23 protein-coding genes and 1 other annotated feature are annotated in these 25,457 nt (G+C 41.9%); of the genes, 1 reads left to right on the forward strand and 22 read right to left on the reverse strand.

The annotated features are described in order from the left end of the window. The first annotated feature begins 255 nt into the window (after nucleotides 1–255). The gene (locus tag HMPREF1115_RS07650) at nucleotides 256–726 is read left to right on the forward strand and encodes an arginine repressor (protein ID WP_001043016.1); all 471 of its coding nucleotides are present in this window, start codon (nucleotides 256–258) and stop codon (nucleotides 724–726) included. Nucleotides 727–761: 35 nt separating this feature from the next. Here HMPREF1115_RS07650 and HMPREF1115_RS07655 read toward each other — a convergent pair whose 3' ends face one another. The 22 genes from HMPREF1115_RS07655 to rnr all read right to left on the reverse strand — a co-directional run bounded on the left by HMPREF1115_RS07655 (nucleotide 762) and on the right by rnr (nucleotide 25,396). Continuing rightward, nucleotides 762–926, reverse strand: coding sequence for a hypothetical protein (locus HMPREF1115_RS07655; RefSeq protein ID WP_000502578.1), 165 nt, complete (start codon nucleotides 924–926; stop codon nucleotides 762–764). Between the two features lie 9 nt (nucleotides 927–935). Further along, nucleotides 936–2,246, reverse strand: coding sequence for a GTPase ObgE (gene obgE, locus HMPREF1115_RS07660; RefSeq protein WP_033631159.1), 1,311 nt, complete (start codon nucleotides 2,244–2,246; stop codon nucleotides 936–938). A gap of 70 nt (nucleotides 2,247–2,316) precedes the next feature. Next, entirely contained in the window at nucleotides 2,317–2,451 is a 135-nt protein-coding gene (locus tag HMPREF1115_RS07665) for a DUF4044 domain-containing protein (protein WP_000863864.1), read from the reverse strand. Nucleotides 2,452–2,481: 30 nt separating this feature from the next. Then, the gene (locus HMPREF1115_RS07670) at nucleotides 2,482–2,673 is read right to left on the reverse strand and encodes a PspC domain-containing protein (protein WP_001074501.1); all 192 of its coding nucleotides are present in this window, start codon (nucleotides 2,671–2,673) and stop codon (nucleotides 2,482–2,484) included. Between the two features lie 27 nt (nucleotides 2,674–2,700). Next, nucleotides 2,701–4,017 (reverse strand): glycosyltransferase family 4 protein, encoded by a 1,317-nt coding sequence (locus tag HMPREF1115_RS07675; protein ID WP_001219452.1) that lies wholly within the window; start codon nucleotides 4,015–4,017, stop codon nucleotides 2,701–2,703. An 8-nt stretch (nucleotides 4,018–4,025) separates the two neighbouring features. Next, nucleotides 4,026–5,069 (reverse strand): glycosyltransferase, encoded by a 1,044-nt coding sequence (locus HMPREF1115_RS07680; RefSeq protein ID WP_025171002.1) that lies wholly within the window; start codon nucleotides 5,067–5,069, stop codon nucleotides 4,026–4,028. A 111-nt stretch (nucleotides 5,070–5,180) separates the two neighbouring features. Continuing rightward, the gene (locus tag HMPREF1115_RS07685) at nucleotides 5,181–5,510 is read right to left on the reverse strand and encodes a metal-sulfur cluster assembly factor (RefSeq protein ID WP_000331930.1); all 330 of its coding nucleotides are present in this window, start codon (nucleotides 5,508–5,510) and stop codon (nucleotides 5,181–5,183) included. 13 nt (nucleotides 5,511–5,523) lie between these two features. Further along, a complete protein-coding gene (gene rpoD / locus HMPREF1115_RS07690) occupies nucleotides 5,524–6,633 on the reverse strand; it encodes an RNA polymerase sigma factor RpoD (RefSeq protein WP_000201893.1) in 1,110 nt (369 codons plus the stop codon). A 2-nt stretch (nucleotides 6,634–6,635) separates the two neighbouring features. Continuing rightward, on the reverse strand, nucleotides 6,636–8,396 hold the full coding sequence (dnaG, locus tag HMPREF1115_RS07695) for a DNA primase (RefSeq protein ID WP_000227885.1): 1,761 nt from the start codon (nucleotides 8,394–8,396) through the stop codon (nucleotides 6,636–6,638). A gap of 196 nt (nucleotides 8,397–8,592) precedes the next feature. Next, the gene (locus tag HMPREF1115_RS07700) at nucleotides 8,593–9,351 is read right to left on the reverse strand and encodes an ABC transporter ATP-binding protein (RefSeq protein WP_000125423.1); all 759 of its coding nucleotides are present in this window, start codon (nucleotides 9,349–9,351) and stop codon (nucleotides 8,593–8,595) included. Then, the gene (locus tag HMPREF1115_RS07705) at nucleotides 9,348–10,214 is read right to left on the reverse strand and encodes an ABC transporter permease (RefSeq protein WP_000637257.1); all 867 of its coding nucleotides are present in this window, start codon (nucleotides 10,212–10,214) and stop codon (nucleotides 9,348–9,350) included. The genes HMPREF1115_RS07700 and HMPREF1115_RS07705 overlap by 4 nt, the downstream gene beginning before the upstream one ends. 65 nt (nucleotides 10,215–10,279) lie before the next feature. Beyond that, a complete protein-coding gene (trpX, locus tag HMPREF1115_RS07710; protein WP_000792184.1) occupies nucleotides 10,280–11,275 on the reverse strand; it encodes a tryptophan ABC transporter substrate-binding protein in 996 nt (331 codons plus the stop codon). A gap of 117 nt (nucleotides 11,276–11,392) precedes the next feature. Next, nucleotides 11,393–11,608 (reverse strand) — a binding site (T-box leader). A 96-nt stretch (nucleotides 11,609–11,704) separates the two neighbouring features. Then, on the reverse strand, nucleotides 11,705–14,401 hold the full coding sequence (gene ppc / locus HMPREF1115_RS07715) for a phosphoenolpyruvate carboxylase (protein WP_000058164.1): 2,697 nt from the start codon (nucleotides 14,399–14,401) through the stop codon (nucleotides 11,705–11,707). 23 nt (nucleotides 14,402–14,424) lie between these two features. After that, nucleotides 14,425–15,648 (reverse strand): cell division peptidoglycan polymerase FtsW, encoded by a 1,224-nt coding sequence (gene ftsW / locus HMPREF1115_RS07720; protein WP_000703343.1) that lies wholly within the window; start codon nucleotides 15,646–15,648, stop codon nucleotides 14,425–14,427. 186 nt (nucleotides 15,649–15,834) lie between these two features. Continuing rightward, on the reverse strand, nucleotides 15,835–16,776 hold the full coding sequence (gene prsA / locus HMPREF1115_RS07725) for a peptidylprolyl isomerase PrsA (protein ID WP_000728079.1): 942 nt from the start codon (nucleotides 16,774–16,776) through the stop codon (nucleotides 15,835–15,837). 67 nt (nucleotides 16,777–16,843) lie between these two features. Beyond that, the gene (locus HMPREF1115_RS07730; protein ID WP_000230397.1) at nucleotides 16,844–17,557 is read right to left on the reverse strand and encodes an O-methyltransferase; all 714 of its coding nucleotides are present in this window, start codon (nucleotides 17,555–17,557) and stop codon (nucleotides 16,844–16,846) included. 1 nt (nucleotide 17,558) lies between these two features. After that, nucleotides 17,559–19,361, reverse strand: a complete 1,803-nt coding sequence (gene pepF, locus HMPREF1115_RS07735; protein WP_000244108.1) for an oligoendopeptidase F — start codon at nucleotides 19,359–19,361, stop codon at nucleotides 17,559–17,561. An 18-nt stretch (nucleotides 19,362–19,379) separates the two neighbouring features. Next, the gene (locus tag HMPREF1115_RS07740; RefSeq protein ID WP_000495887.1) at nucleotides 19,380–20,336 is read right to left on the reverse strand and encodes a competence protein CoiA; all 957 of its coding nucleotides are present in this window, start codon (nucleotides 20,334–20,336) and stop codon (nucleotides 19,380–19,382) included. A gap of 74 nt (nucleotides 20,337–20,410) precedes the next feature. Beyond that, the gene (locus HMPREF1115_RS07745) at nucleotides 20,411–21,559 is read right to left on the reverse strand and encodes a PDDEXK family nuclease (RefSeq protein WP_000202640.1); all 1,149 of its coding nucleotides are present in this window, start codon (nucleotides 21,557–21,559) and stop codon (nucleotides 20,411–20,413) included. 177 nt (nucleotides 21,560–21,736) lie between these two features. After that, the gene (tehB, locus tag HMPREF1115_RS07750; protein ID WP_000413058.1) at nucleotides 21,737–22,597 is read right to left on the reverse strand and encodes an SAM-dependent methyltransferase TehB; all 861 of its coding nucleotides are present in this window, start codon (nucleotides 22,595–22,597) and stop codon (nucleotides 21,737–21,739) included. Nucleotides 22,598–22,611: 14 nt separating this feature from the next. After that, nucleotides 22,612–23,079 carry an SsrA-binding protein SmpB gene (gene smpB / locus HMPREF1115_RS07755; RefSeq protein WP_001051742.1) on the reverse strand — a complete coding sequence of 156 codons (468 nt, stop codon included), beginning with the start codon at nucleotides 23,077–23,079 and terminating at the stop codon, nucleotides 22,612–22,614. Further along, nucleotides 23,042–25,396, reverse strand: coding sequence for a ribonuclease R (gene rnr, locus HMPREF1115_RS07760; protein ID WP_000653276.1), 2,355 nt, complete (start codon nucleotides 25,394–25,396; stop codon nucleotides 23,042–23,044). The genes smpB and rnr overlap by 38 nt, the downstream gene beginning before the upstream one ends. Nucleotides 25,397–25,457 lie beyond the last annotated feature (61 nt).

Genomic DNA, 25,457 nt, shown 5'->3' on the forward strand with positions numbered 1-25,457 from the left:
TCACAAAACGCCGTGACAAAAAGCTACCCAAATTGAATGATTCACTGTCATTAAAGAACATCAATGTAGATGAACAGATTGCTACCCAGTTTATCTGCACGCAACTAGTGACAAGTTAAAAGAAGGAGAATCTCTCCATCTAGTTCTTTATCCTACTGACTTTAAAATCATCATACATGACAATACCGCCTACCACCCGACTGACATTTTCGTTCAGTCCACGCTACTGTACCTTGTAAAAGGAGTACTTACTTTATGAACAAATCAGAACACAGACACCAACTTATCCGCGCCCTCGTTTCAAAAAACAAAATCCACACTCAAGCTGAATTACAAGCCTTGTTAGCGGAAAATGATATCCAAGTTACACAGGCTACCTTATCACGCGATATCAAAACCATGAACCTTTCAAAAGTGCGCGAAGAGGATAATTCTTATTATGTGCTAAATACAGGCTCTATCTCCAAATGGGAAAAACGCCTTGAAAACTATATGGAAGATGCTCTTGTTATGCTGCGTCCTGTGCAACACCAGGTTATTTTGAAAACTTTACCCGGTTTAGCCCAATCATTTGGATCTGTAATTGATTCCTTGGCCTTTCCAGATATCGTTGCAACCCTTTGTGGAGATGACGTCTGCATGATTATCTGTGAAGATGCTGCAAAAGCGCAGGCTTGTTTTGAGAGTCTTAAAAAATATGCGCCGCCATTTTTCTTTAGTGAATAAAACAATTCCCGTGATTAAAAGATCACGGGAATTTTTTATTTCTTTGACTGTGTTTCTTCTTTCTTTGTACGTGCTAATCTAAGAGCACGTTTGGGATTGAGACGATTAAACAATTCTTCTAGTTTCTTTTCATTCCACACATCTGCTGCAGAAACAAAATTTCCATCTGCATCTCGGAATGATATCGGTTTATCTCCCATATCAATCTCCTAGTCTACAAATTCAAATTTAAATTTACCAATTCGGACCAAGTCACCATCTTTAGCACCACGTCCACGAAGAGCTTCGTCAACCCCCATACCACGAAGCTGACGGGCAAACTTCATGACCGATTCGTCACGGTCAAAGTTGGTCATGTTAAAGAGTTTCATGAGTTTTTCACCAGAAAGTACCCATGTCGCATCATCATCACGACTAATCTCAAAGGCCTTTTCTTCCTCGTCAAAGCCATAGTAAGCCTCTTCTTCCATATCGGATTCATCATAAATCGGGAATTCTGGAGTCTTGTCTAACAATTCAGCTGTCGCGTCCAAAAGAGTCGCCAACCCTTGCTTGGTCAATCCAGAAATTGGGAAGATGGCTGGAAGTTCCTCAAACTCGTCGTAGTTTGCTGCCAACTTTTCCTTGAAAGTTTTCAGATTTTCCTGACTTTCAGGCATATCCATCTTGTTGGCCACAATGATCTGCGGACGTTCCATGAGACGAAGGTTATAGGATTCCAATTCCTTATTGATAGCAAGGTAGTCCTCATAAGGATCACGTCCTTCGCTAGCCGACATATCGATGATATGGAGGATAACTCGAGTGCGTTCGATATGACGGAGAAACTGGGTTCCAAGACCAACACCTTGACTAGCCCCTTCAATCAAACCTGGAAGATCTGCTACTGCAAAAGATTCACCTGACTGAGTACGAACCATACCCAAATTAGGGACAATGGTCGTAAAGTGGTAAGCACCGATTTTAGGTTTAGCTGAAGTGATGACACTAAGCAAAGTTGACTTTCCAACAGATGGGAAACCGACCAAGCCGACATCCGCTAGAATCTTCAATTCTAGTTGCAACTCACGTTCTTGTCCTGGTTCTCCATTCTCAGAGATTTCAGGTGCAGGATTTTTTGGCGTGGCAAAACGGATATTTCCACGACCACCTCGACCGCCATGAGCCACGATAAACTCTTGACCATGTTCAATCAAGTCTGTAATGACTTTACCTGTTTCCGCATCACGAACAGTAGTTCCTTGGGGTACGCGAACACGAAGATCTTCTGCACCACGTCCGTGCATTCCTTTGGTCATTCCTTTTTCACCGGAATCAGCCTTGAAATGACGGTTATAGCGGAAATCCATCAAGGTACGCAAGCCTTCGTCTACCACGAAAACAACGTTACCTCCACGTCCACCATCACCACCCCAAGGACCGCCATTAGGGACATATTTTTCACGGCGAAAGGCAACCATGCCATCGCCACCATTACCAGCCTTGACCTTAATCTTGGCTGTATCTAAAAACATACTCATATTTTCTTCTCACTTTAAAAAGGCTGGGAAATCCCAGTCATTAGTTATTGTTTCTGTCTAAACAACTTGCTTAGAATCTGCTAAAAGCTCCAAGCGCCGTTGCAAAGATACCAGCAAGGGTTACAAACAACATGATGAGCACGACAACAAGTGTCACCTTTTCAAACATTGTTTTTTTACGGTTACCATTATCTCCAAAAGCCATAGTTTCTCCTTTTCACTCTATAATTTTAATTTAATATTCTGTAGAAACAGGTGCAATTGCCCACAAAATCAAGTAAGCAAGAACCCCTGCTCCATAACAAAAGGCTAGAACTCCCCAAATCACTCGGACAATCGTCGGATCAATATCAAAATAGTTGGCAACACCGGCGCAAACGCCTCCAATTTTCTGGTCTTTCCCACTTCTCATAAATTTTTTTGCCATCGTTTATTCCTCCTTTTTTACTTATTGTCAATCTTTCCAGTAGTCTCGCATACTGGACAACTGTTTTTTAGACGCCTTCAGAATGCGTTTAGATTCTTTTACAGGAGCGCTGACTGCTTGTTGAGGGAGATACAAAATAGTTTTTAGAAAACGTTGACTCATAGGTTCTCCATCGAGCAATTCTTGTTCAAAATTATTTGAAATAATCGCATCAAGGTAAAACTCATGAACTCGTTTCCCAAAATTCTCAGCCGAAATCTCATACAACTTGTCAGCCAACTTTTGCTCAACCATATTTGGAGTTGCAATCAAAGCCTCCAAGATAGCACCTGCAAGGTCCTGTTCTCCATAGTAGAGGGTTCCAAACATCTTGTCATTGATCAGATTATCCAGATAAGGATTGCCATGAGCGATGATAGGCGTTCCACTGGCTAGACTCTCTAGATAAGTCAACCCTTGGGTTTCACTAGTGGACGCAGAGATAAAGAAATCTGCCGCCTTATAGTACAAGGCTGTTTCACTTGGGGCAATCATACCAGTAAAAATCACCTGATTTTGAATTTGCAACTGGACGGCTTGTTCTTTCAGACTGTCCAGATAAGGACCGTCACCAGCAACAACCAGTTTCACCTTGTCTTCTTCTTTCAAAACCTGCTCAAAGGCGACCAGCACCGCTTGGATATTCTTCTCATAGGAGATCCGAGAAAGACTTAGTAACATTTTCTCGTCTTTTTTAATCCCAAGTTTAAATCGAAGTGCAGCTAAATTCTCTTCTTTAATCTCAGGTCGTTCAAATTTAGCTAACTCAATACCAGTTGGGATGACACGCTTTTCAACCTTGACCTTGTACTTAGAGAGAAGGTCCCGAACAATCTCACTAGGGCAAATCACTCCATCAACATCGTGAAGGAAGCCTCGTACCAGATATTTTACCATACTAGGCCGAATCAGCATGCCCTTAGCAATGTAATGCACATAATCTTCGTACTGGGTATGGTAGGTATGAATAACAGGAATTTTCAATTCTCTCGCAATCCAAATCCCTAACAAACCAAGTGAAAATTCTGTCTGGGTATGAATGATATCGAGTTGATACTGCTTAGCGATTTCAAGCGCCTTTGTAAAACCTCGATAGGCAAATCGTCGATCCTTAAATGCAAAGAAGGGAACACTCGGAATTCGGATAATTTGCCAATCCTCGTAGCGGTTCACATCTTTATCTGTTGTTGTAAAGATAAAAACTGCATGTCCTTGCTTCTCAAGCTCTGTCTTCAAGGTTCGAATACTAGTCGCAACACCAGAAACCTGAGGAAAATAGGTGTCAGTAAATAAACCAATTCGCATAAATTACCTCACTTTTTGCCCAAAGCAGCCTGTTCTCGATAAAATTTTAACCAGATTTCCAACAAATGCTCCTCAGAGTACTCTTTGGAGATCTCGCGAGCTTTTTCTTTCAAGTCTTTTAAGGCTTCAGAATCATTCTTGTATTCTAGGATTGCTTCTCTCATCTCGGAAACATCACTTGTAGCACAATAATTCCCATCAAGAATAACCTTATACAGATCCAAGTCCCTTAACATAATCGGCGCCTCGCAACTAGCGGCCTCTAAGATGGTCATAGGGAATAATTCATTGTAACTTGGTAGCAAGAATAGATCCGCCATAGCGTAAAGTTCCCGCATCCGTTCCGGTGACACAATTCCGGGGAAAATTAGATTTTTAGGTGGATTGTCCATGATTTTTTTATAGCGTTCATAACCATCTGTCATCCCACCAAATGAAAAACCACCAGCCCAGATAAAAGTAATTTCTGGCAATTCCTCAGCAAGACGGATAAAATCATCAATTCCTTTACGTTTCTGAACCTGACCTGCACCGATTACGACAAACTGATCCTCAGTTAAATCCATTTCATGACGAAGTTTTGCAACTTGGTCAGCTGGCAGTGGATGCCATTTTTCCTTATTTACAAAGTTTGGAATATAAGTTACTTTTTCACGTGGAATACCAGCTGCTACTAAATCCTCGATAAACATGGGATTAACCACCACCAAGTGTTCCATTCGGTTGTAAAAAGAAAAAACATAGCGTTTGATAATTCCTTTTAGGAAAAATGGAATCTTCAAACTCCCCTCAAGCGTATCAGGCAAAAAGTGCACATAGCCAATTTTTCTCCCAGAGCGTTTCTTTTGGAAAGTAGATAAATAATAAGGGAAATCAATGGTATGAAAGTGAGTTACATCTGCCTCAACAGGAAGATTCTCCGTAACAATTAGCTGGTCTTTGGCATCACGATGTAGAAGACGTACCAACTCACGGTAGGCTCCTGATACTCCTTGACCAGCTACTTTTTCACTTGAACTTAGCATATTAATACGCAATTTTTCGTTTTCCATACCTTTCATTATACCATTTTATTTCCAGAAAATCAGCAAAAGAAAGAGAGACCAGAGGAAAAAGGAGGAATTTACCCTATTTTCCAATCGTCTCTCATATTTTTCTACTGTTTATTTAATTCCTAGGGCGATACGTGCATAGCGACTCATTTTTTCAACTGTCCAAGCTGGATACCAGACCAATTTAACTTCGGTATTGGTTACCTCAGGCACATCTGTCATCGCATCGTGTATCTGATCTGTCAAAAGGTCAGCCAGTGGGCAGCCCATAGTTGTCAAGGTCATATCAATTTCAGTGTGACCTGTTTCACCATCAAATCGAATTTCATAAATCAAACCTAGGTTGACAATATCAATCCCCAACTCAGGGTCGATGACTTCTTCCAAGGCGTTTAAAATACGTGTCTTGATCGTTTCAATTTGCTCTTCTGTATAAGCCATGTTATTCCTCACTCTAATCTTCAATAAAATCACGAAGGGGTTTGCTGCGACTTGGTTGACGTAGTTTTCTCAAAGCCTTGGCCTCGATCTGACGGATACGTTCACGAGTTACGTTAAAGACTTTACCAACATCTTCAAGAGTACGCATTTTCCCATCGTCCAAACCGAAACGAAGGCGCAGAACGTTTTCTTCACGGTCTGTGAGAGTATCCAAGACTTCATCCAACTGCTCACGTAAAACGATACGAGTTGTGTAGTCCACAGGATTTTCAATCACTTCGTCTTCGATAAAGTCCCCAAGATGACTATCGTCCTCTTCACCAATCGGTGTTTCAAGTGATACTGGTTCTTGGGCGATTTTCAAGATTTCACGCACCTTGTCAGGTGTCATATCCATACGCTCAGCGATTTGTTCAGGAGTTGGATCTTGACCCAGTTCTTGAAGAAGATTACGTTGTTCACGGACAAGCTTGTTAATCGTTTCAACCATGTGAACAGGGATACGAATAGTACGGGCCTGGTCAGCAATGGCACGAGTAATTGCCTGACGAATCCACCAAGTTGCATAAGTAGAAAACTTAAAGCCTTTTGAATAGTCAAACTTGTCCACGGCCTTCATCAAGCCCATATTTCCTTCTTGAATCAAATCAAGAAACTGCATACCACGACCTACGTATCGCTTCGCAATCGAAACTACCAAACGAAGGTTGGCTTCTGCAAGACGCTGTTTGGCTTCGATATCACCAGCTTCAACAGCTAAAGCCAATTCTTTTTCTTCTTCATTGGTCAAGAGAGGAACAACCCCAATTTCCTTCAAATACATACGGACAGGGTCATTAACCTTGGCAGAGGTTGAGCCAATCAAATCCTCATCACTGAGTTCAGGCTCTTCTTCTGTACTAAGAACACGCGCACTTGGATTTCCTTCGTTATCTGTGATAGAAATTCCAGCATCCTGAATCCGTTGCAAAAGGTCTTCAATGCCGTCTGCATCCAGGGTAAAAGGGATAACCAGACTTGAATTGATTTCGTCATCTGTTGCTGTTCCTGTTTTTTTGTGGTTACGGATAAAGTCTGCTACTTGCACATCAAATGTCGTTACTTCTTTTTGTTTTGTTGCCATTATTACTCCATTCTTCTCTTTTGGGAAATCAATCGTTGCAATTCTTCCAAGGCTGTGTCTGTATCTCCTACATGACTAGCTTCCTGCACTTTCTTTTTAATTCTTAAGTTGTCCTTGCTGAGGATGGCACGGTTTCGAGTCGCTTCGACTTCCACTAGCTCCTGAGGCGACATCTCAGCTGGCAAATCTAGACCAAGAACATTGTACCAGGCATTTTCAACCTCAGAAGTCTGATGAGACAGTTCCTCTGATCCGATTTGTCCCTCTACACTTAATAATTCGTAAAGAATCTGAAATTCTGGGGTATCAAAGAAAAAATCTTCTCTTAATCTGTAGTCATTTAACACAACTGGATTTTCAGCCATCCTATAAAGGAGATGAGCCTCTGCTCTCATGACTGCTGTCAATTGTCGCGTTACAGGTAAACTAATCGCTGCTGGAGGTTGCTCCTCTTTGACTCTCTCCTGCCTCTGAACAATCCGACTTTCATTTACAATCTGCTCCACCTGCTGGTAATCAAAGGAAGGTAGATTATCCGCCAGAATGTGAATATAAGAATTCTGGGCAGTGATAGACTTTTCCTTGGCGATCAAGGGAGCTATTTTTTCAATGAACTCGATTTGTGCCTGCAAGTTATCACTATTTTCTGGCTTGAGCTGGTGTATATAGAACTCTATGGGACTGATACGTGTCTTGGTTAAGAGGTAGGCCAAATCTTCAGGAGAATTCTTTTGTAAATACTCATCTGGGTCCATGGCATCAGGTACTCGGACAACTTCCACTGAGAAATCTTTTAATTCTTCCAGAGCTTTGGCTGTCGCTGCCTGTCCTGCCTTGTCACCATCATAGCTGAGAACAATCTTTTTGGTGAAGCGTTTGAGGTGGTCAACATGTTCCTTGCTCAGCGCTGTCCCCATAGAAGCCACAGCATTTTCTATACCAGCACGGTAGGCTGCGATCACATCCATGAAGCCTTCCATCAGGTAGAGTTCTGTATTTTTACCTGTTCCCTTTTTTGCCTTGTCCAAATGATACAATTCATAACTCTTGTTAAAAATTGCAGTCGAGCGACTATTTTTATATTTGGCAGTCTGACTATCCATTTCTTGCCAGATACGACCTGAAAAGGCAATAACCTGCCCCTTATCATTGGTCAAAGGAAAGATGATACGTCCAAAAAAAGTATCATAAAACTGATTGCCATCTGACAGATAAAACAAGCCCGAATCCAATAAATCCTTTTCCTCAAACTTGTCAGCTAAACGTTGGTAGAGATAGGTTCTCTCTGCTGGAGCTAGTCCAATCTGGAAGTGCTTCAGAACATCGTCTGTCAATCCGCGTTTGTAGAGATAATCCCTTGCTTCTTCTCCCATCTTGGTCGTCATGAGGATTGCATGGTAAAAACGAGCAGCTTCTTCATGCATATCATATAGAGCTTGATGAGGGGAAGCCTGATAAGGACGAGACTGTACGGGCATAGCCAGCTGAATACCGACGCGCTCTCCCAAGAGCTGAACGGCTTCCATAAAGGACACACCTTGGTATTCTTCGATGAACTTAAAAACATCTCCTGAACGACCACAACCGAAACAATGGTAAAACTGCTTGTCTTCAACAACGTTAAAAGAGGGGGTCTTTTCACCATGAAAAGGACAGAGCCCTAAATAGTTCCGTCCAGCCTTTTGTAAAGAAATCACGTCTCCTATGACTTCCACAATGTTGGCATTGTTTTTGATTTCTTCAATGACTTGCTTGTCAACCATACACAATACCTCCATCTTATCATAGTTTCACGTTATCTAGTATAGCTTATTTCTGAAAAAAAGTAAACCATTTCATATACTTTCCGTAATTCTCTTTGCCTTATTTTTCTTGATAGAAAGGGAAGATAAAAAACTCAGAAACACTTCCATGTTTCTAAGTTAATCTTAACTATTTTTTGATGAAATATAGGCTCATCTATTCAAATAATTGATAGTAGTCTGAGATTTTCATCTTAGCTTTTTCTTCTTTATTGAGGTCTTGGATGATACGACCTTCTTTCATGACAATCAAACGATTTCCATACTTCAACGCATCCTCCATATGGTGGGTAATCATGAGGGCAGTCAGCTTATCTTTTGTGACAAATTCATCTGTTAACTCCATCAAGGCAACACTGGTCTTGGGGTCGAGGGCTGCTGTGTGTTCATCCAACAAGAGCAACTCTGGTCGCTTTAAGGTTGCCATCAAGAGACTCAAGGCCTGACGTTGACCACCTGATAGAAATTCAATCGGAGTGTCCAGATGTTTTTCAAGACCATTTCCAACCTTTTCAATGGTAGCCTGAAACTCTTCTCTATGACTTGATAATCTTCTAGGAAGAAGCCCTCTCTTCTCACCACGGAACTTGGCAATCAAGAGATTTTCCGCCACCGTCATACGGGGAGCCGTACCCATCTTAGGATCCTGAAAGACACGAGACAAGTACTTAGCCCGCTTTTCAGGTGAAAAATGCGTCACGTCCTCGCCCATGATACGGATACTACCACTTGTTAAAGGTAGGGTACCTGCAATAGTGTTAAAAAGCGTTGACTTCCCAGCTCCATTGCCACCTAGGATGGTAATGAAATCATGTTCGAAAATTTCAAGAGAAACGTCATTAAGAATGATTTTTTCCTCGTCAAAGCCATTCGTGATGACTTTGGTAGCATTTTTTAATTCTACAATTGCTGTCATTTGCTAAACTTGACTCCTTTCAGGTATTTGCTTTTGAAGGTTGGAATCATGAGACAAACTGCCAAAATCAAGGCGCTGTACAAACGAAGATAACTTGTATTAAACCCAAGAGCAATCACTCCCCAAACGAGGAACTGATAAGCAATAGACCCTACAACGATGGTCATGAGTCGCTCTGCCAGGGTCAAACTCTTGAACAAAACCTCACCAATAATCAAGCTAGCAAGCCCTACGACAATCACTCCAATTCCTCGTGAAACATCCGCGTATCCTTCTTGTTGAGCAATTAAAGCCCCTGCAAGCGCGATAATCCCATTTGAGAGAACCAAGCCCATGAGTTCCATACGTCCTGTATTGATACCAAAGCTACGAGCCATATCAGGATTATCACCAGTAGCGATGTAGGCCTGACCTAGTTTGGTATCAAGGAAAAAGAGCATGAGACCAATTACAAGAGCTACAAAGATTAATCCAGTCAGGAGTTGATTAAGATCCGAATCAAAAGGCAAGACATCTTGAATTTGCTTGGTCCCAAGAAGCCCCAAGTTGGCACGCCCCATAATCATGAGCATGATGGAATGGCAGGAAGTCATGACCAGAATCCCTGATAAGAGAGTTGGGATTTTTCCTTTGGTATATAAGAGACCTGTCGCCATTCCAGCTAGACAGCCCACTCCTACTGCGGCTAATGTTGCTAAAAATGGGTTAACTCCCTGTGTTATCAAGGTTACAGCTACTGCTCCCCCAAGAGGAAAAGAACCTTCAGTAGTCATATCAGGGAAATTCAAAATTCGAAAAGTCATAAAGATTCCCAAACCTAAAATCGCCCAGACCATCCCCTGAGAAATAATGGATACTATCATAATCTTTCACTCATTTCTTTCTTTAGTAAAAATGGGAGGAGATGTGTCCAGCTCCTCCTTTATCTTTATTCAATCACTTGTCCTGCTTCTTTTAGAACGGACTCAGGAATGGTGATACCAAGTTCCTGCGCTAGTTTTTTGTTAATCACTGACTTACCAGTTGAAAAGACATTAACTGGCGTATCAGCTGGTTTTTCACCTTTCAAAACTTTGGCAATCATTTTACCAGTAGCCACTCCAAGATCGTGTTGGTCAACTACTACAGATGCTAATCCACCTGCTTCTACCATGGCAGTGGCACTTGGGTAGATTGGCTTTTTAGCTGTTTGGTTACTTGAAACAACTGTTGAGAATGCGGATGCGATGGTGTTATCAATTGGAACCCAAATTGCATCGACCTTGCTTGTCATAACATTGACTGTTGAAGCAATTTCATTTGTTGATGGAACGGCAAATGTTTCGACTGTCAAACCTGCTTTTTCAGCATAAGCCTTGAATTCTTCTACCTGTGTTTTTGAGTTATCTTCACTGCTTGAGTAGAGAGCGCCGATTGTTTTGACATTTGGTGTCAAAGTTTTAATCAATTCCACTTGCTGTTCAGCTGGGTTATGATCTGACACCCCTGTAATGTTGCCACCTGGTTTTTTCAAATCTTTGACCAAGTTAGCACCGATTGGGTCTGTAATAGCAGCCATGATAACAGGTAGGTCTTTTGTAGCACTAGCAAGTCCTTGAGCAGCTGGTGTCGCAATCCCAACAACAACATCGTTTCCATTTGCCACCAATTGTTTACTCATGGTTGCAACCTTGCTCTGATCACCTTCAGAGTTCATAAAGTCGATTTTTACTTGATCGTCCTTATAGCCTTCTTCAGCTAGTCCATCTTGAATCCCTTGGTAAATCAAGTCCAAGGATGGGTGACTAACAAATTGAAGGACACCAACCTTAGCGACCTTTTGCTCTTCCTTAGTTGCTGGCTTGTTCATAGATGAATAAATCAAGCTAGCCACCACCAATACTGCTAATCCAGCGACAATTCCAATCAAACGTTTATTTTTCATTTTTCTTTCTCCTTAATTCTTTTACCTTAACTTTTTAAATCACATCATCAAGCGATGCCATCGTTTAAATTCCATCATCATCCTCCTAATAGAAAAAGTCCCCACACAAAAAACTTGTGTGAGGACGTCGATGCGCGGTGCCACCTCAATTATAGGGAATATCCCTATCGCTCTTTCTCGCAATAACGAGTTGCACTGTAAGGTGTGCTCACCGAATTTTTATGATTTCAAATTCTTAAGTACATTCAGCCCAATTTCATCAATTTCATCTATCTGCTTTCACCAACCACAGACTCTCTAAAAAATGAGCAAGATTACTTTCTGAATGTTTAAATTATATCATTTTTCATCTACTTGTCAAGCTTATTTTTAGAATTTTTTAAACAATTCAAAAACTTCCCCTTGAAAAAAGAGGAAGTTTGTAGAATATCAGCCTGAATTACGCAAACCGGTTGCAATTCCGTTGATAGTTGTATGGATCAGTTTTTCTTCGTCTGCCGACAATTCGCCGCGACGTTGACGTTTGATCAACTCCAACTGGATGTAGTTCAGGATATTAAAGTAAGGCATACGATAGTTTAGACTGTCTTTTAGGTAAGAGTTTTCTGCCAAGAGTTCATCATAACCTTCGATAGCTAAAATAACATCCTTGGTCAACTGCCATTCATCTAAAATAGTGTAGTAGATAGCTTGTACTTCTTCGTCTTCACAGAGCTTGGCATATTCAAAAGCAATGTTCATATTAGACTTAGACAAGACCATGTCTACATTGGAAAGCAAAGATTGGAAGAAAGGCCAGTTTTGGTACATGTCTCGAAGAAACTCGATATTCTTCGGATCTTGATCTATAAATTCTTTAAAGCTTGATCCCACTCCATACCATCCAGGGAACATAACACGGCTTTGTGACCATGAGAAGACCCAAGGAATGGCACGCAAACCACCAATTTCAGTGATGGTCTTACGAGCTGCTGGACGCGAACCAATATTGAAGCTTGAAATAGCCTTGATTGGACTTGATTCAAAGAAATAGTCATAGAAATGTTCATTTCCAAAGACCAAATCACGATAGATATCGTAGCTACGGTCCACTACTTGATCCATAATAGCTTCGTAACGATTTGACGTATTGGTATCACTCTTCTTCTTGGTAATCATACGGTTAATGGCTGCAGAAACTAGCATTTCAAGGTTATAATAGGCAGCGTCTTTGTTTCCGTATTTGTTTCCAATCACTTCTCCTTGCTCAGTCAAACGGATACGGTCCTTAATAGACTTGAGTGGTTGAGATGTGATGGCTTCATAAGTTGGTCCACCACCACGACCCACAGTACCACCACGACCATGGAAGAAAGTAACCTTAACGCCAAATTCATCCCCAATAGCAGTTAGTTGTTGTTGCGCTTTATAGAGGGTCCAACACGATGACAGGTAACCACCGTCTTTGTTACTATCAGAGTAGCCAAGCATGATTTCTTGGTAGTTGTCTTTTGAAGCAATCCATTTTTGAGCCAAAGGAAGTGAGAAATATCTTCTCATGGTTTCTTCTGAGTGATCCAAGTCCTCGATCGTTTCAAAGAGGGGAACAATCTGAACGCGGGCTTTTTGAGCATCAATCAAGCCGACTTCCTTGAGCATGATGGCTAGTTCGAGCATATCGGACACGCTAGTTGCATGAGAGATGATGGTTTGACGAATGACATTTTCACCTAGTTTATCCTTCAATTTGCGCGCAGCTTTAAAGATAGAGAGTTCTTTTTCAAGCAGTTCTGACTTTTCAGCATGAGTCGCTGAGAGGATACGAGGATCTTCTTCCAACTCTTTTAAGAGGAGGGCGCATTTTTCATCTTCAGACAGATCGCTATAGTGGTCGTTGATGCCAGCAGATGCTAGCAATTCAGCCACACAAGCTTCATGAACACTAGAGTCTTGGCGCATATCAATAGAAGCAAGGTAGAAACCAAAGATTTCGACAGCTTGCATCAACTCGACAAATTCTCCTGAAATCAGGTATTCCCCTTTGTTCTCTAATAGAGAGTCGCGAATGGCCAACAAATCTTGATAAAATTCATCTGCAGTTGCATATCTAGGCTGAAGGTCCTTGTCTTCAATCAAATAAGCCTTGGTTGCCTGCATCTTAGCTTGGATGTCAAAGAGGGCACGACGATAGAGTTCTTTTTCACGGTAAATGGAGTTATCCTGTGACTTCAGCGCCATCTCACGGACCTTGTCGCTGACATTCACAATGCTGGTTGAAAGTGAGAATTCACGATAAAGGTTATAAATCTTCTCATCGTAATAGTTCATGATGACTTCACACTGGGTCAAGGCTGATTTGTTGAGGGTTTCTGCCGTTACGAAAGGATTACCATCACGGTCTCCTCCAATCCACATCCCCATGGTAATCGGTTTTGGATGTTGGAGCTCGATACCTTGTTCTTTAGCTAGTTTCTTATACTCAGCCGTCAAACGTGGAACAGCATTCAGGAAAGAACTTTGGTAATACTCCATCACGTTGGTGATTTCGTTGGTTACCTTCAATTTCTTCTCACGAATCATGTCCGTTTGCATGATAATTTCAATGTAACGACGGAGATCCGTGTGCCATTTTTCTTTATTAATCAAGCCGAGTTTGACATCACGGTACTTGCGCAAAAGCGTATGGATATGGTTGGTCAAATCCAGCATACTCTTGCGTTGTACTTGAGTTGGATGGGCGGTCAAGACAGGAACGACATTTAACTTTTCTAAAATTTCGGCTGCATTTTCTTTTTCAGCTACCATCTTAATCGTTGTAGATAGTTTTCCTAGATAGTCTTGGTCCACATTGTTTTGGTGATTGATTTCATAGGCCAAATCCACATCCTCAGAGATATTAATCAAAAGTGGAAGGATAGAGAAATAGCGTGAAATGTAAATCATTTCTTCATTCGAAAGACTGGTCACTAGGTCATTGAGCCCTTGATAATTCTCGCTAGTTGATAATTCCTTCAACTGGATAATCTTTTCAAAGGTTTCTGGCGCCAGCATATTTTTTGTGATATCTTCTAATAGCTCAGTCAGAATCAAGACTTCTTCTTGGACGACTGCTTTATTACTATAGTTTTCTAATTTTTGAAGAGACATATACTTTCCTTTCCATACAATCCTTACAGACTTTCATCGGTTTGATTCTCGTATTCTCTGATAAGCTTGGCACGTTTTTCACTGGCATCAATGTTCAGTACAAGCGCGATGGCTACGGATAATACCAGTAGACTGTTCCCACCTTGTGAAAGGAAGGGGAAGGTTACCCCTGTAGAAGGAATCAACCCTGAAATCCCACCGATATTGACAAAGACCTGAACAAGGATCATCCCTCCGACACCAATAGCAACCATGGAGTTAAAAGGATCCTTTGCTCGAATACCAACCAAGATGATTCGCAAAATCAAGAAGAAGAGTAGAGCCAAAATCATACTGGCTCCAACAAATCCAAACTCCTCTATAACGATTGAAAAGACGAAATCCGTATGGGCTTCTGGCAGATAACCACGCTTCTCGATAGAATTTCCCAGTCCCAGTCCGAACCAGCCTCCATTTACCATGGCATAGTAGGAATTTGCGAGCTGGTGTCCTGCCCCCGCCAAATCATTAAAGGGATTAAAGAAGGCACTGAAACGTTTAGCAACGTAACCAAATACAGGAATTTGAGAGAACTTTTCAACCCCAACAAAGCGAATGACAGACAAGACTAACATTGAGCTCCCTGCCAAGAGAGCCAGAATGGTCGAGAACCAACGATAGGCGATCCCACTAACCGTATACATGATGAGCGCCACCAAGACCAAGATGGTCGCATTTCCCAAGTCTGGGAAAATTCCCAAGCTACCAATCAGAACCAGCAGAACAAAACGCCAGTCATTAAAAGCTCGAGGTAGCCACTGATTCTGTGTCAAAACCTGGAAGTCATAAACCGCAATCTCATCTTGTTGTTTTGAAAATCGATGCGCCAGGTACCAGATGATGATAATCTTAAGGTATTCCGCAGGCTGAATCGTCACAGGTCCTACAGAAATCCATCCGTATGCTCCATTGACAGGTGTTCCGACCAGTCGCGCCAGAGCTAAAAGAACCATCTCCACAATCATTACGATAAAGATGAGACGCCCATTTCTTAGGAAACCTAATTTTAATTTATAGATTAAGGCAATCAGAATCAAACTAGCTATCCAGAAGATCCCCTGGTTACGCACCAATTGAAAGGCGCTTTTCCCTTCTTCGATCAAGGTTGCACTCGTTGTCGAGTACACCACAATCAGTCCCAAAATCGATAAAAGGAAATAAGGAATCAAAATGGAATAGTTTAGTAGGTGCCTTTTACTAATTTTCATATTTCACCACTCTAATAGGAACAGACGCTTCTGTTCCCAATTCCGTTTTATTTTCTAGTTTTGATTGCTATTATACCACTTTTTCAGAAAGAAAAAAACTCTTATCCTTTAATCCTTCGAATTTTACTCATTTTCTAGTATCAGGTATAAAAAAACAAATCTCTTTTGAGATTTGTTTTTGCTTTCTTAGTTAGATGAAGAGCTGCTGCTTGAGCTTGAGTCACCACCACCGATGTATTGGGTGAAGATGTTTTGGAATGATTGGTCTTTAACCTTGATGTTTGCTGCTTGCAATTCTTTACCAATTACTCCTTGAACAAAGGCTGAATCATTTTGTTTTTGAGTCAAGATGATGGTCTTCAATTTTTCTTTGTAATCCTCTATATTAGAAGATTTTTCTGTTTTCTTCGTTACTTTGATGATGTAGAACTGACTGCTGTAGGCTTGTGTTCCAGTAGCTGTAATCACATCAGAAACCCCGTTCACATCCAAGGCAAAGGCTGCTTTCTTGACTTGTTCTGGAAGTTCTGTTGAAGCAGAGTCAAAAGTGATTTCTCCACCATTTTCTTTTGTTTTGTCGTCGTTAGAGTTGTCTTTTGCCAACTGAGCAAAATCCGCACCTTCTGCTTTAGCTTTCTCAAGTACTTCTTTTGCCTTGTCTTCATTGTCCATACGGATGATTTGAGCAGTTACATCTGGTGTGTACGCTTCAAAAGCCTTTTGGTAGGCTTCGTCTGTCAATTCGCTCTCAGCGGCCTTCTTAACCGCCAATTCAACCAATTTGCTAGTACGGATTTGAGCTTTACGAGTCTCAGGTGTCATACCTGCACGTTGAAGCACGCTGTTATAGCTATCACCGTATTTCTTTTGTTCTTCAGCAACGGCGTCATCCACATCTTTATCCGTTACCTCTGATCCATATTGTTGTTCGAATACTTTTTGGATAGTCATATTGAGCAAGACTTGTTGTGCGGTTGGATTGTTCTTTACTTCTTCAAAGAATTGATGTTCTGTAATCACATCGCCCTTCATGCTGATCAAATCTTTTCCTTCAGAACTGTTTGAACAAGCTGCAAGTGTTGCTACTGATAAAAGTGTGATGGCTCCTGCCATAAGTTTTTTCTTCATGTTTACTCCTTTTACGGTAAGTGTTACCTTATCTATTTTACTATAATTTCTTAAATTTTTCTGAAAATCATTCGCTCTCAGGAAGCTCTACTTCTGCTAGATTCTTTCGTATCATGAGAATGCCGTCCCCAAGTGGAACTAAAGTTGCTGTTAGACCTGGATTGTCCAAAGTTGCGTCGAAAAGTCTTTGCAAACCACGGTAAATGGTGCGTTGACCTCGGCGTACTTCCATGATATCCTTGGCAACATCTCCTCCTTGGAAAATATCATCCAAGACCACCACTCCACCGACTTCCAAATGTTTAAGAATTTCAGGCAGAAAGACGATATACTTGGACTTGGCCGAATCCATAAAGACAAAATCATAAGTTTCTGTCAGACTAGATAAAACATCGACTGCATCTCCCTCTAGGAGGGTGATTTGCTTACGACTGTCAAACTGGGCAAAGTTTTCCTTGGCAAAGCCTATCATCTCAGGATTACGGTCAATCGTTGTAATCTTGGCATTTGGCGCATGTTCCGCCATCAGGAGGGCAGAAAAGCCAATTGCCGTTCCAATTTCCAAAATATTCTTAGGCTGTATGGTCTCCATGAGAAATCGAAAATACACGACCGTTTCATGGGGAATAATGGGAATGTTTTCCTTACGAGCGAAGGTCTCCAATTCTTTCAGGGAGCCTGTCACCTGCTTTTGACGCTGGCGCATGAGTTCTACGATTTCTTCCTTGACGATGGGGCGACGCATATTGTGATTGGCATTTTTACTATAAGACTCTACCATCTTAAGCTAGTCCCAATTTTTCAACAAGGGCTTCAAACTCGTTCAAGCGACGTTCAAAGACTGCAAAGGCATCGTTGAGATAGTCTTCCTTCTCCATATCCACTCCTGCTTTTCTCATGACATTGAGTGGATAGTCAGATTTACCTGCCTTGAGGTAGTCGATATAGCGGTCACGATCTTCTTGACTACCATGGACAATCTTCTCAGCCAAGGCTGAAGCTGCTGCAAAACCTGTTGAATACTGATAAACATAGTAGTTATAGTAGAAATGCGGAATGCGTGCCCACTCGTATTGGATCTGAGGATTGTCTTCCTTGCTGAGTCCATAGTACTCTTGGTTCAGGTCAGCGTAGAGTTTATTGAGGAAATCACTTGTCAAGACTTCTCCATTTTGGTCTGCTTGGTGGATGGCATGTTCAAACTCAGCGAATTGAGTTTGACGGAAGACTGTTCCACGGAAACCGTCCAGGAAGTTATTGAGGATAGCAAAGCGTGTCGCATCGTCTTCTACTTCTTCCAATAATTTTTCTGTCAAGATATTTTCATTGGTCGTTGAGGCAATCTCCGCCAAGAAGATAGAATAATCTCCGTAAACATAAGGCTGGGTTTCACGAGTATAGCTTGAGTGCATACTGTGGCCTGTTTCATGAACAAGGGTAAAAAGATTATCTAGATTATCCTGCCAGTTGAGAAGCATAAAGGCATTGGTATCATAAGAACCACCAGAGTAGGCACCTGAACGCTTGCCTTGGTTTTCATAGACATCAATCCAACGCTCACTGAAGGCACGTTTAACACGGCTCAAGTAGTCGTCACCTAAAACTGCCAAAGCTTCTTCTGCCTTTTTCAAGGCTTCTTCGTAGGTAAAGCTATAATCTACTGAAGATAGTGGAGTGTAGACATCGTACATCTTGAGGTCGGAAATACCCAAGATTTTAGAACGAAGTTCTAGGTAACGATGCAAGAGTGGCAAATGCTTGCGAACTGCAGCTACTAGATTGTCATAGACACTTTCTGGAACAAAGTTTGCCGCGAGGGCTGCATGGCGAGCACTCTTATAGTTGCGAACTTTTGCTCGGTAGTTTTGCACCTTGACATTTGTTTGCAATGTCTTCGCATAAGTATGTTGGAATTGCTCGTAAGTCGCATAGAGGGCTTCATAGGCACCACGGCGCACTTCACGATTTTTAGATTCCATCAAGCGAGAATATGTTCCGTGAGAGAGCTGTACTTCCTTGCCTTCATCATCCAAGACGTATGGAAAGGTGATATCTGCATTGTCCAAAATAGCAAAGGTTTCACTAGCAGCGCCAAAAATTTCTCCTGCTCCAGCAAGCAATTCTTCCTCACGTTGCGAAAGAACATGGTCTTTCTTTTGCAAGAGCTTGTCAAAAAAGTGCTTGTAAACTTGGAGTTTTGGTTGAGCTTCTAGGAAGGCCGCATACTGCTCTTCGCTAATCTCCATAAACTCAGGTTCATAGAATGAAAAGGCTTGTTCTAACTGACTGTATAGGGTCATTGCCTTAGCATAGTACTCTTGATACTTGGCTTCACGCGTGTCCTGATCATTTTTCATATGCGCATAGACATAAAGCTTTTCAACTTGGCGTTCCAAGTCAAGTGAGAATTCTGTAATCTCAAGCAAACTGTCTGCACTATCCAAGAGATGCCCCTCATACTGAGAAGCTGTTTGTACTTTTTCAGTTAAATCTTTCAAAGCTTCTTCCCAATCCTGGTCCGTTGGGTAGATTGTTGAAAGATCCCATGTATCTTTTTCATTTATTTCATGTCGTTGTAATACCATAAGATTCCTCCATCCTTTCTATTTTACCACATTTTTTGAGAAATATAAGTGATAAAAAGCTGGTGGATAGAGCTTTTGGCGATTATTTTTCGGATTTTTTTGATAGTAGGCCTGAAAATTTCTATAATAGCTAGTCAAATCCGTTTCAATCTGCAAAAAATCACCTGACTCTATCGGTCTGACCTGGGGATACCAGTCGTCTAGTTGACGGTTTAATAGATTATCTCCTTGATGATAAGCTTCCTCCTGCTTCTTCATCCAGTAAGGCGTTTGGTAGTACAACTGCTGGCGAATGTAGTGACAAATAGTGGAATCTTGCACGACCGCAAAACGAGGCAGTTTTTGTTTTTGATAAGGAAATCGTAGAATTTCCAAGAGATTTCCTTTTCCATAGGGAAATTCTTTGACCTGAAAATGAAGCTTGCCACGTAGGTCCTGATGTAAAAGGTATTTAAGTCTCAAAACTTGCTTTTTGAAATCTAGTTCCCAAACATAGAAACCCATATTTTGACTAAAATAGAGAAATCCCCTTTGCAGTTGTGTCAATCGCTCCTTTAACCAGAGTTTTTCTCCCAGTAGCCAGATAACCTGATGGCCCTGGCTGCGGTATCCTTGGCTTCTATCGCCTAAAAGATTTTGAGACAAGGGACTGCACTGAACCTCCAGAGCTAGTTTCTCATTGACGAGAACATCTGCTATCTGCTGAATCTCGGGCAGACTGTATTCTAAGGCGACCTGATTGTCCTTCTTGGCCCAGTGATAAAGTGCCTCTTTGTTGCCCAAGTGTTCTGGACTTTCATTCTCAAAAGTAGCTATACAATCTCTTAAAGATTCATGAGCGAAATGCGTTCGAATGCTCTTCCCTTGGCGTAATCGTAGCCCGCCCCCACAGGCTGGACAAGTATAAGCTTGCTTGGTCACATCTTTTTCGAGGGCATTCACTAATTTTCCCTGTGCATCTCTGGCTACAAACATGGTCTACCTCCTTTTCTCATTTATTCGAAAAAAAAGCAAAAAAGACTGGAATTCCAGTCTTTCATATTACTTTTCTATCTTTTAAACCTCTTAGAGTATTTTTTCAACATGGGAATGAGATTGGGAATCTGCTCACTTCTAATGACCAGCACGCCGTATTCTTGGCAGCGATTGGCATAAGCTGGATTGATTTTCCCCGTACAGACAATTAGCTTGAGGCAACTCTCCCCAGCAAAATGATTGGCATAGACTTCTAGTTCATTGATGGCTTCAACTGATAAATCTGTCATCTTGCAGGAGATAAAGGTAATTGAGCGCCCTTTTCTCAGAATGACATCAATCTCATTTTGAACATTGTCTGCCTCTGGAAAGATGCCATTCCAATCAATCTCACCGCCTATCATGCACTCATCAAACAGCTGAGATTCAAGCGCCAAGAGATAGAGATACACCTCTAAAATATGCCCCTTATTGCGGCAAAAAACTTGAGCTTCTTGACTTGGAAAACTGTAAGCTACTCGTTTTTTGTCCTCGCTTTCAATACAAAGCATCCCTGCTTCCACAAGTAAAGGAATAAGGGATTTTGGATAGTGATAATACCTGCCATTGTTTTCCAGTATCTTTTCTGTCTCAGCATGCAGGTCATCGGTCTTAGCTAGAGAGAAAAATTGGGTCACTTGATACCAATGGGCAGGATTGGCAATGGCAGAGCTGGCTAGCTTTTTGATGGCTGCAATTTGCTGAGCTGAGTGGATAGGGCGTTTTGATTTGAGCATTTTTCCACCACGCAAGGCTATCAACTGTTGGATGCTTAGGGTTGGAATGTCCATGTCTTCTTTTTCTAACTGACCGACTACCCACTTGTATTGTTTTCCCCGCTCGACATCCATGGCAACGATGGGGAGGTGGCGATCCAAGCCGTATTGATAGAGAGATAAGGCTAGTAGCGAATCCCCACCAAAAACATCAAGAAGAACCTGGTCATAGCCTGCTAGACAATAATCTAACTGGTTTGCTAGTTGTTCTAAGGATAACTGACGAAAGGTCACTCGTTGGATATGAGGTACCTCTTCCATGATAAACTGACGGAGAGAGAGCTTCTCTTCATTGCTTATTTTCGTCAAAGATAGAAAAAGAATCTCGTCACAATCACTGATAAAGGCTTGGTAGACATTCTTTTCCAATACATGCCGATCATACAATTCCACCAAAAGACTCGTCATTCGACCACCTCCACCTTAAAGACTTTCTTGCGCTGAGAGTATCAGCAATACAACTCTAATGCTCAGATTTCCTACTTCTAGTATAGCATAAAATCCTGCTCTCCCCAATCAACCAACGCAAACAAAAACGAATAGAGACCTTGCAAAGTGGTTTCTATTCGCTGGTATAGGTTTGATTTACTTGACTTTTTTAGCTAGCATAGTCGCAAAGCGTAGTTGAATACGATTGCCATTTTCATCACGACGGTGCAGATGTCCTGGATTTTCATTGTACTTAATCAATTCCCAATCCTTGTAGTAGTCCGCCAACTCCCCTTCTTTAAAGATGAATGGGAAGTTAACCGAGCAAGGATAATCCTCCGTATCCATGGCACAGACGATAAGATTGTAACCACCGACCGTGGTGTGCTCCTGCATATTTTGGATAATAGCTGGAATGCGGTCCGCTTGTAGGAACATCAGAACAACTGTCGATACGATGAAATCATAGTCTTGGCTAATGCTGGCTGAATTGATATCATAAAGTCCGACAGGCATGTCTAGATCCTCTTGTTCCACAATGCTTTGCAAGATTTCAAGGGACAATTCATTTTGATCCACAGCTGTCACATCAAAACCATTCTGTGCAAGAAAGAGAGAGTTACGGCCTTGACCACAACCCAAATCCAAGGCTCTTCCAGGTTTCACCGTTTGCATGGCTTCTAGAACCTCTGAATGGACTGGATTAGTATTGTATTTCTTAGGAAAATAATCCTCAGGTTTACAATAAAATTCCAAGTACCACTCTACATCATCAGTGGCAGCCTCCACTCGGTGCCAGGCTTGCGGTAGCGCCATAGGGTTGTCTGCACCTGCCTCAAAGAGGTGCTCAGCTAGAACCTCACCATCTTCAGTCAGCTCAATAAACTTGAGTGCACCCTTCAACACAGTAATTTTTCCCCAAGTGCCGACTTTAGTATTGTGCTTTTGCTGAACAGCTTCAGGCATAGTCTGTTTATTCCACAAGGGCATCCGTTTATAGGCAATTAATTTTTCCATTTTACTTCCTCTTCTTAACGCTGGTTGACAGCTTTCATCACACGCGCGATGTCGCGGTTTTGTTCACGACGCTTGATCGACTCCCGTTTGTCATAGTCATGCTTCCCTTTAGCAAGTCCTAAAAGGAGTTTAGCGTAGCCATCTTTGATATAGACTTTGAGGGGAACAAGGGTCATTCCTGTCCCTTTGGTCTCTTGTTCCAATTTTTGAATTTGCTTCTTATGGAGCAGGAGTTTACGACGGCGTTCTGGTTCCTGGTTCCAGATATTGCCCTCTTCGTAAGGGGCAATATGAACATTGCTCAGCCAGACTTCCCCATTTTTTACTTGGGCAAAGCCGTCCTTGAGATTGATTCGAGCAGCTCGAACGCTCTTGATTTCAGTTCCGGTCAGGACCATTCCTGCCTCTAGCGTATCTACGATTGTATAGTCGTGGTGCGCTTTTTTATTTTGTGCGACGACCTTTCCCTCGCCCTTTGCCATGCTTGACTCCTTTCTTAGCTACTTCTTTGTAAAAAGGTTTCTTTCCCTTTTTCTTCTTGTCTTTTTGTGAATGCTTGTGCTTATCATTTGAGCGTCCTGATTTTCTCTTGTCTTCCTTCTTGTCTGAACGACGACTTGAACCATGACCTCTGTCTTTGCGCCCAGCTTGTTTCAAGCCTTTTTCGATGACATCAAACTCACTTGGAATATAAGAGAAATCAATCTCTCCCGTCATCTTATCCGCTCTTTCAACTCGAATGCGAATCTGCTGTCCTACACGGAAAGTTATGCCCGATTTCTCCCCACGGAGAGTCAAATCCCGTTCATTGAAATGATAAAATTCAGGCAAATTAGTAATGTGAATCAAGCCTTCGACTGTATTTGGCAGTTCGACAAAGAGACCGAATTTAACGATGCTAGACACAACCGCATCGTACTCTTCACCAACGTATTCTTCCATATACTCAGCCTTTTTCATGGCTTCGACTTCACGCTCTGCCTCAATAGCACGACGCTCACGGTTAGAAGACTGGGTTGCAATCTCTGGAATCACTTGCTCAAAATGCTCGGCTATTTCCTTAGAACGACCATAGTCCCGAATCATACGGTGAACAAGGAGGTCAGGATAACGACGAATTGGGCTGGTAAAGTGAGTGTAATAGTCGGCCGCTAGTCCATAGTGACCGTGATTATGCTCTGAATAACGAGCCTGTTGCATAGAACGGAGAAGCATCATGGACAATACATCCGCATAGGGTTCTCCCTCAACAGCACGCATGATGTCTTGAAGCGCTTCCTGGCTAATTTCACTGGCAGTTCCATAAATTCGCAAACCAAAGCTCGAAGCGTAATCAATAAACTTCTGAACTTTTTCAGCCTTGGGCTCCTCGTGAATTCGATAGATGAAAGGTAGATCGAACTTGCTAAAGTGCTCGGCAACCGTTTCATTAGCAATCAACATGAAGGACTCAATCATCCGCTCGGCAACACCACGCTGACGAAGAACGATATCAACTGGCTTGCCTTTTTTATCTACTAAAATCTTAGCTTCGCTGGTATCAAAATTGAGAGCTCCACGTTTCTCACGCATGCTTTCTAGCCTTTCATGAAGCTTAGCCATGAGTTCGATACTAGGAACAATTTTCTTAAACTCTTGTCTCTTTTCCTCATCGCCAGCTAGGATGTCATTGACAGCGCTATAGGTCATACGGAAGCTAGTCTTGATAACTGTTTGGGTAATAGTGTAATTAACCACACGACCATGTTTATCAATTTCCATAATGGCAGACTGGGTCAAGCGATCGACTTGAGGATTGAGAGAGCAGATGCCATTTGACAAACGTTCTGGAAGCATTGGGACCACTCGGTCTGTTACATAGACAGAAGTAGCGCGGTTAAGAGCTTCCTTGTCGAGGGCAGAACCCTCGGTCACATAGTAGGAAACATCTGCGATGTGAACTCCGAGTTCGATATTGCCATTTTTTAAAGACTTGATGTGTACTGCGTCGTCCAAGTCCTTGGCATCCGCACCGTCAATGGTAAAGGTGATTTCATCTCTCAGGTCCAGACGCCCTTCCATATCCTTTTGAGACGGAGCTTCTGGTACACTTTCTGCCTCCTTGAGAACAGCTTCTGGAAATTCTGAAACAATATCCATGGATTCCAAGACTTCAAGAACGTCAATCCCAGCATCAGTCGAGTGCCCCACCACATCAAGGACACTAGCAACAAAGAAATCATGTTTCTTACTTGGGTATTTGTCTATGAAGACCTTGAGAACTTCAGTACCTTCCAACTTGATAGCCGGTTTCTTCACATAGATGGGTTGGCTGATTTTCTGATTTTTTGAACGGATGTAGCCCGCATACTTGGGCTTTTCCTGATCCAAAACGATTTGCCCGACAACTGTCGTCAGGCTATGCTCTAAGATATCGATAATTTTTGCTTCTGCAGCAGTTCCCTTGTTGCGGTCAGCAACTTTCTTGATGACCACTTCAACGGTATCGCCATCAATGGCATAGTTGACATCATTTTTCCCTACAAAAAGATCGTCCTCTTCGCCTTCTAGACTGACAAAGCCAAAGCCGTTTTTATGGGCATGAAAAATCCCTTTGAGGGTAATTTCATGTTTCTTCTTTTGGTCCAGACATAAGCTACCATCATCTTCAAAACGAATCTGGTGCTTTCTTTCCATCAGAGACAGGGTTTTAATCAACTCACGGAAATCCTTGGACCCATCCTTTCCGAGAGCCTGAGCCAGGTCATTTACCGTCACTCGCCCCTTCTCTTGCAAATATTCTTTAATTTTATCTTTCATGTTTTCTTTCTAGATTTTTTAATTTTCTTTTACTGTAAGACCTTCTCAAACATCATTTAAT

The sequence above is a fragment of the Streptococcus oralis SK610 genome, from assembly GCF_000257455.1.
GTDB lineage: Bacteria > Bacillota > Bacilli > Lactobacillales > Streptococcaceae > Streptococcus > Streptococcus oralis_CB.

Coding starts and splice junctions, on each gene's coding strand:
- HMPREF1115_RS07650 (WP_001043016.1), top strand. CDS start 256: ATGAACAAATCAGAACACAGACACCAACTTATCCGCGCCCTCGTTTCA.
- HMPREF1115_RS07655 (WP_000502578.1), bottom strand. CDS start 926: ATGGGAGATAAACCGATATCATTCCGAGATGCAGATGGAAATTTTGTT.
- obgE (WP_033631159.1), bottom strand. CDS start 2,246: ATGAGTATGTTTTTAGATACAGCCAAGATTAAGGTCAAGGCTGGTAAT.
- HMPREF1115_RS07665 (WP_000863864.1), bottom strand. CDS start 2,451: ATGGCTTTTGGAGATAATGGTAACCGTAAAAAAACAATGTTTGAAAAG.
- HMPREF1115_RS07670 (WP_001074501.1), bottom strand. CDS start 2,673: ATGGCAAAAAAATTTATGAGAAGTGGGAAAGACCAGAAAATTGGAGGC.
- HMPREF1115_RS07675 (WP_001219452.1), bottom strand. CDS start 4,017: ATGCGAATTGGTTTATTTACTGACACCTATTTTCCTCAGGTTTCTGGT.
- HMPREF1115_RS07680 (WP_025171002.1), bottom strand. CDS start 5,069: ATGGAAAACGAAAAATTGCGTATTAATATGCTAAGTTCAAGTGAAAAA.
- HMPREF1115_RS07685 (WP_000331930.1), bottom strand. CDS start 5,510: ATGGCTTATACAGAAGAGCAAATTGAAACGATCAAGACACGTATTTTA.
- rpoD (WP_000201893.1), bottom strand. CDS start 6,633: ATGGCAACAAAACAAAAAGAAGTAACGACATTTGATGTGCAAGTAGCA.
- dnaG (WP_000227885.1), bottom strand. CDS start 8,396: ATGGTTGACAAGCAAGTCATTGAAGAAATCAAAAACAATGCCAACATT.
- HMPREF1115_RS07700 (WP_000125423.1), bottom strand. CDS start 9,351: ATGACAGCAATTGTAGAATTAAAAAATGCTACCAAAGTCATCACGAAT.
- HMPREF1115_RS07705 (WP_000637257.1), bottom strand. CDS start 10,214: ATGATAGTATCCATTATTTCTCAGGGGATGGTCTGGGCGATTTTAGGT.
- trpX (WP_000792184.1), bottom strand. CDS start 11,275: ATGAAAAATAAACGTTTGATTGGAATTGTCGCTGGATTAGCAGTATTG.
- ppc (WP_000058164.1), bottom strand. CDS start 14,401: ATGTCTCTTCAAAAATTAGAAAACTATAGTAATAAAGCAGTCGTCCAA.
- ftsW (WP_000703343.1), bottom strand. CDS start 15,648: ATGAAAATTAGTAAAAGGCACCTACTAAACTATTCCATTTTGATTCCT.
- prsA (WP_000728079.1), bottom strand. CDS start 16,776: ATGAAGAAAAAACTTATGGCAGGAGCCATCACACTTTTATCAGTAGCA.
- HMPREF1115_RS07730 (WP_000230397.1), bottom strand. CDS start 17,557: ATGGTAGAGTCTTATAGTAAAAATGCCAATCACAATATGCGTCGCCCC.
- pepF (WP_000244108.1), bottom strand. CDS start 19,361: ATGGTATTACAACGACATGAAATAAATGAAAAAGATACATGGGATCTT.
- HMPREF1115_RS07740 (WP_000495887.1), bottom strand. CDS start 20,336: ATGTTTGTAGCCAGAGATGCACAGGGAAAATTAGTGAATGCCCTCGAA.
- HMPREF1115_RS07745 (WP_000202640.1), bottom strand. CDS start 21,559: ATGACGAGTCTTTTGGTGGAATTGTATGATCGGCATGTATTGGAAAAG.
- tehB (WP_000413058.1), bottom strand. CDS start 22,597: ATGGAAAAATTAATTGCCTATAAACGGATGCCCTTGTGGAATAAACAG.
- smpB (WP_001051742.1), bottom strand. CDS start 23,079: ATGGCAAAGGGCGAGGGAAAGGTCGTCGCACAAAATAAAAAAGCGCAC.
- rnr (WP_000653276.1), bottom strand. CDS start 25,396: ATGAAAGATAAAATTAAAGAATATTTGCAAGAGAAGGGGCGAGTGACG.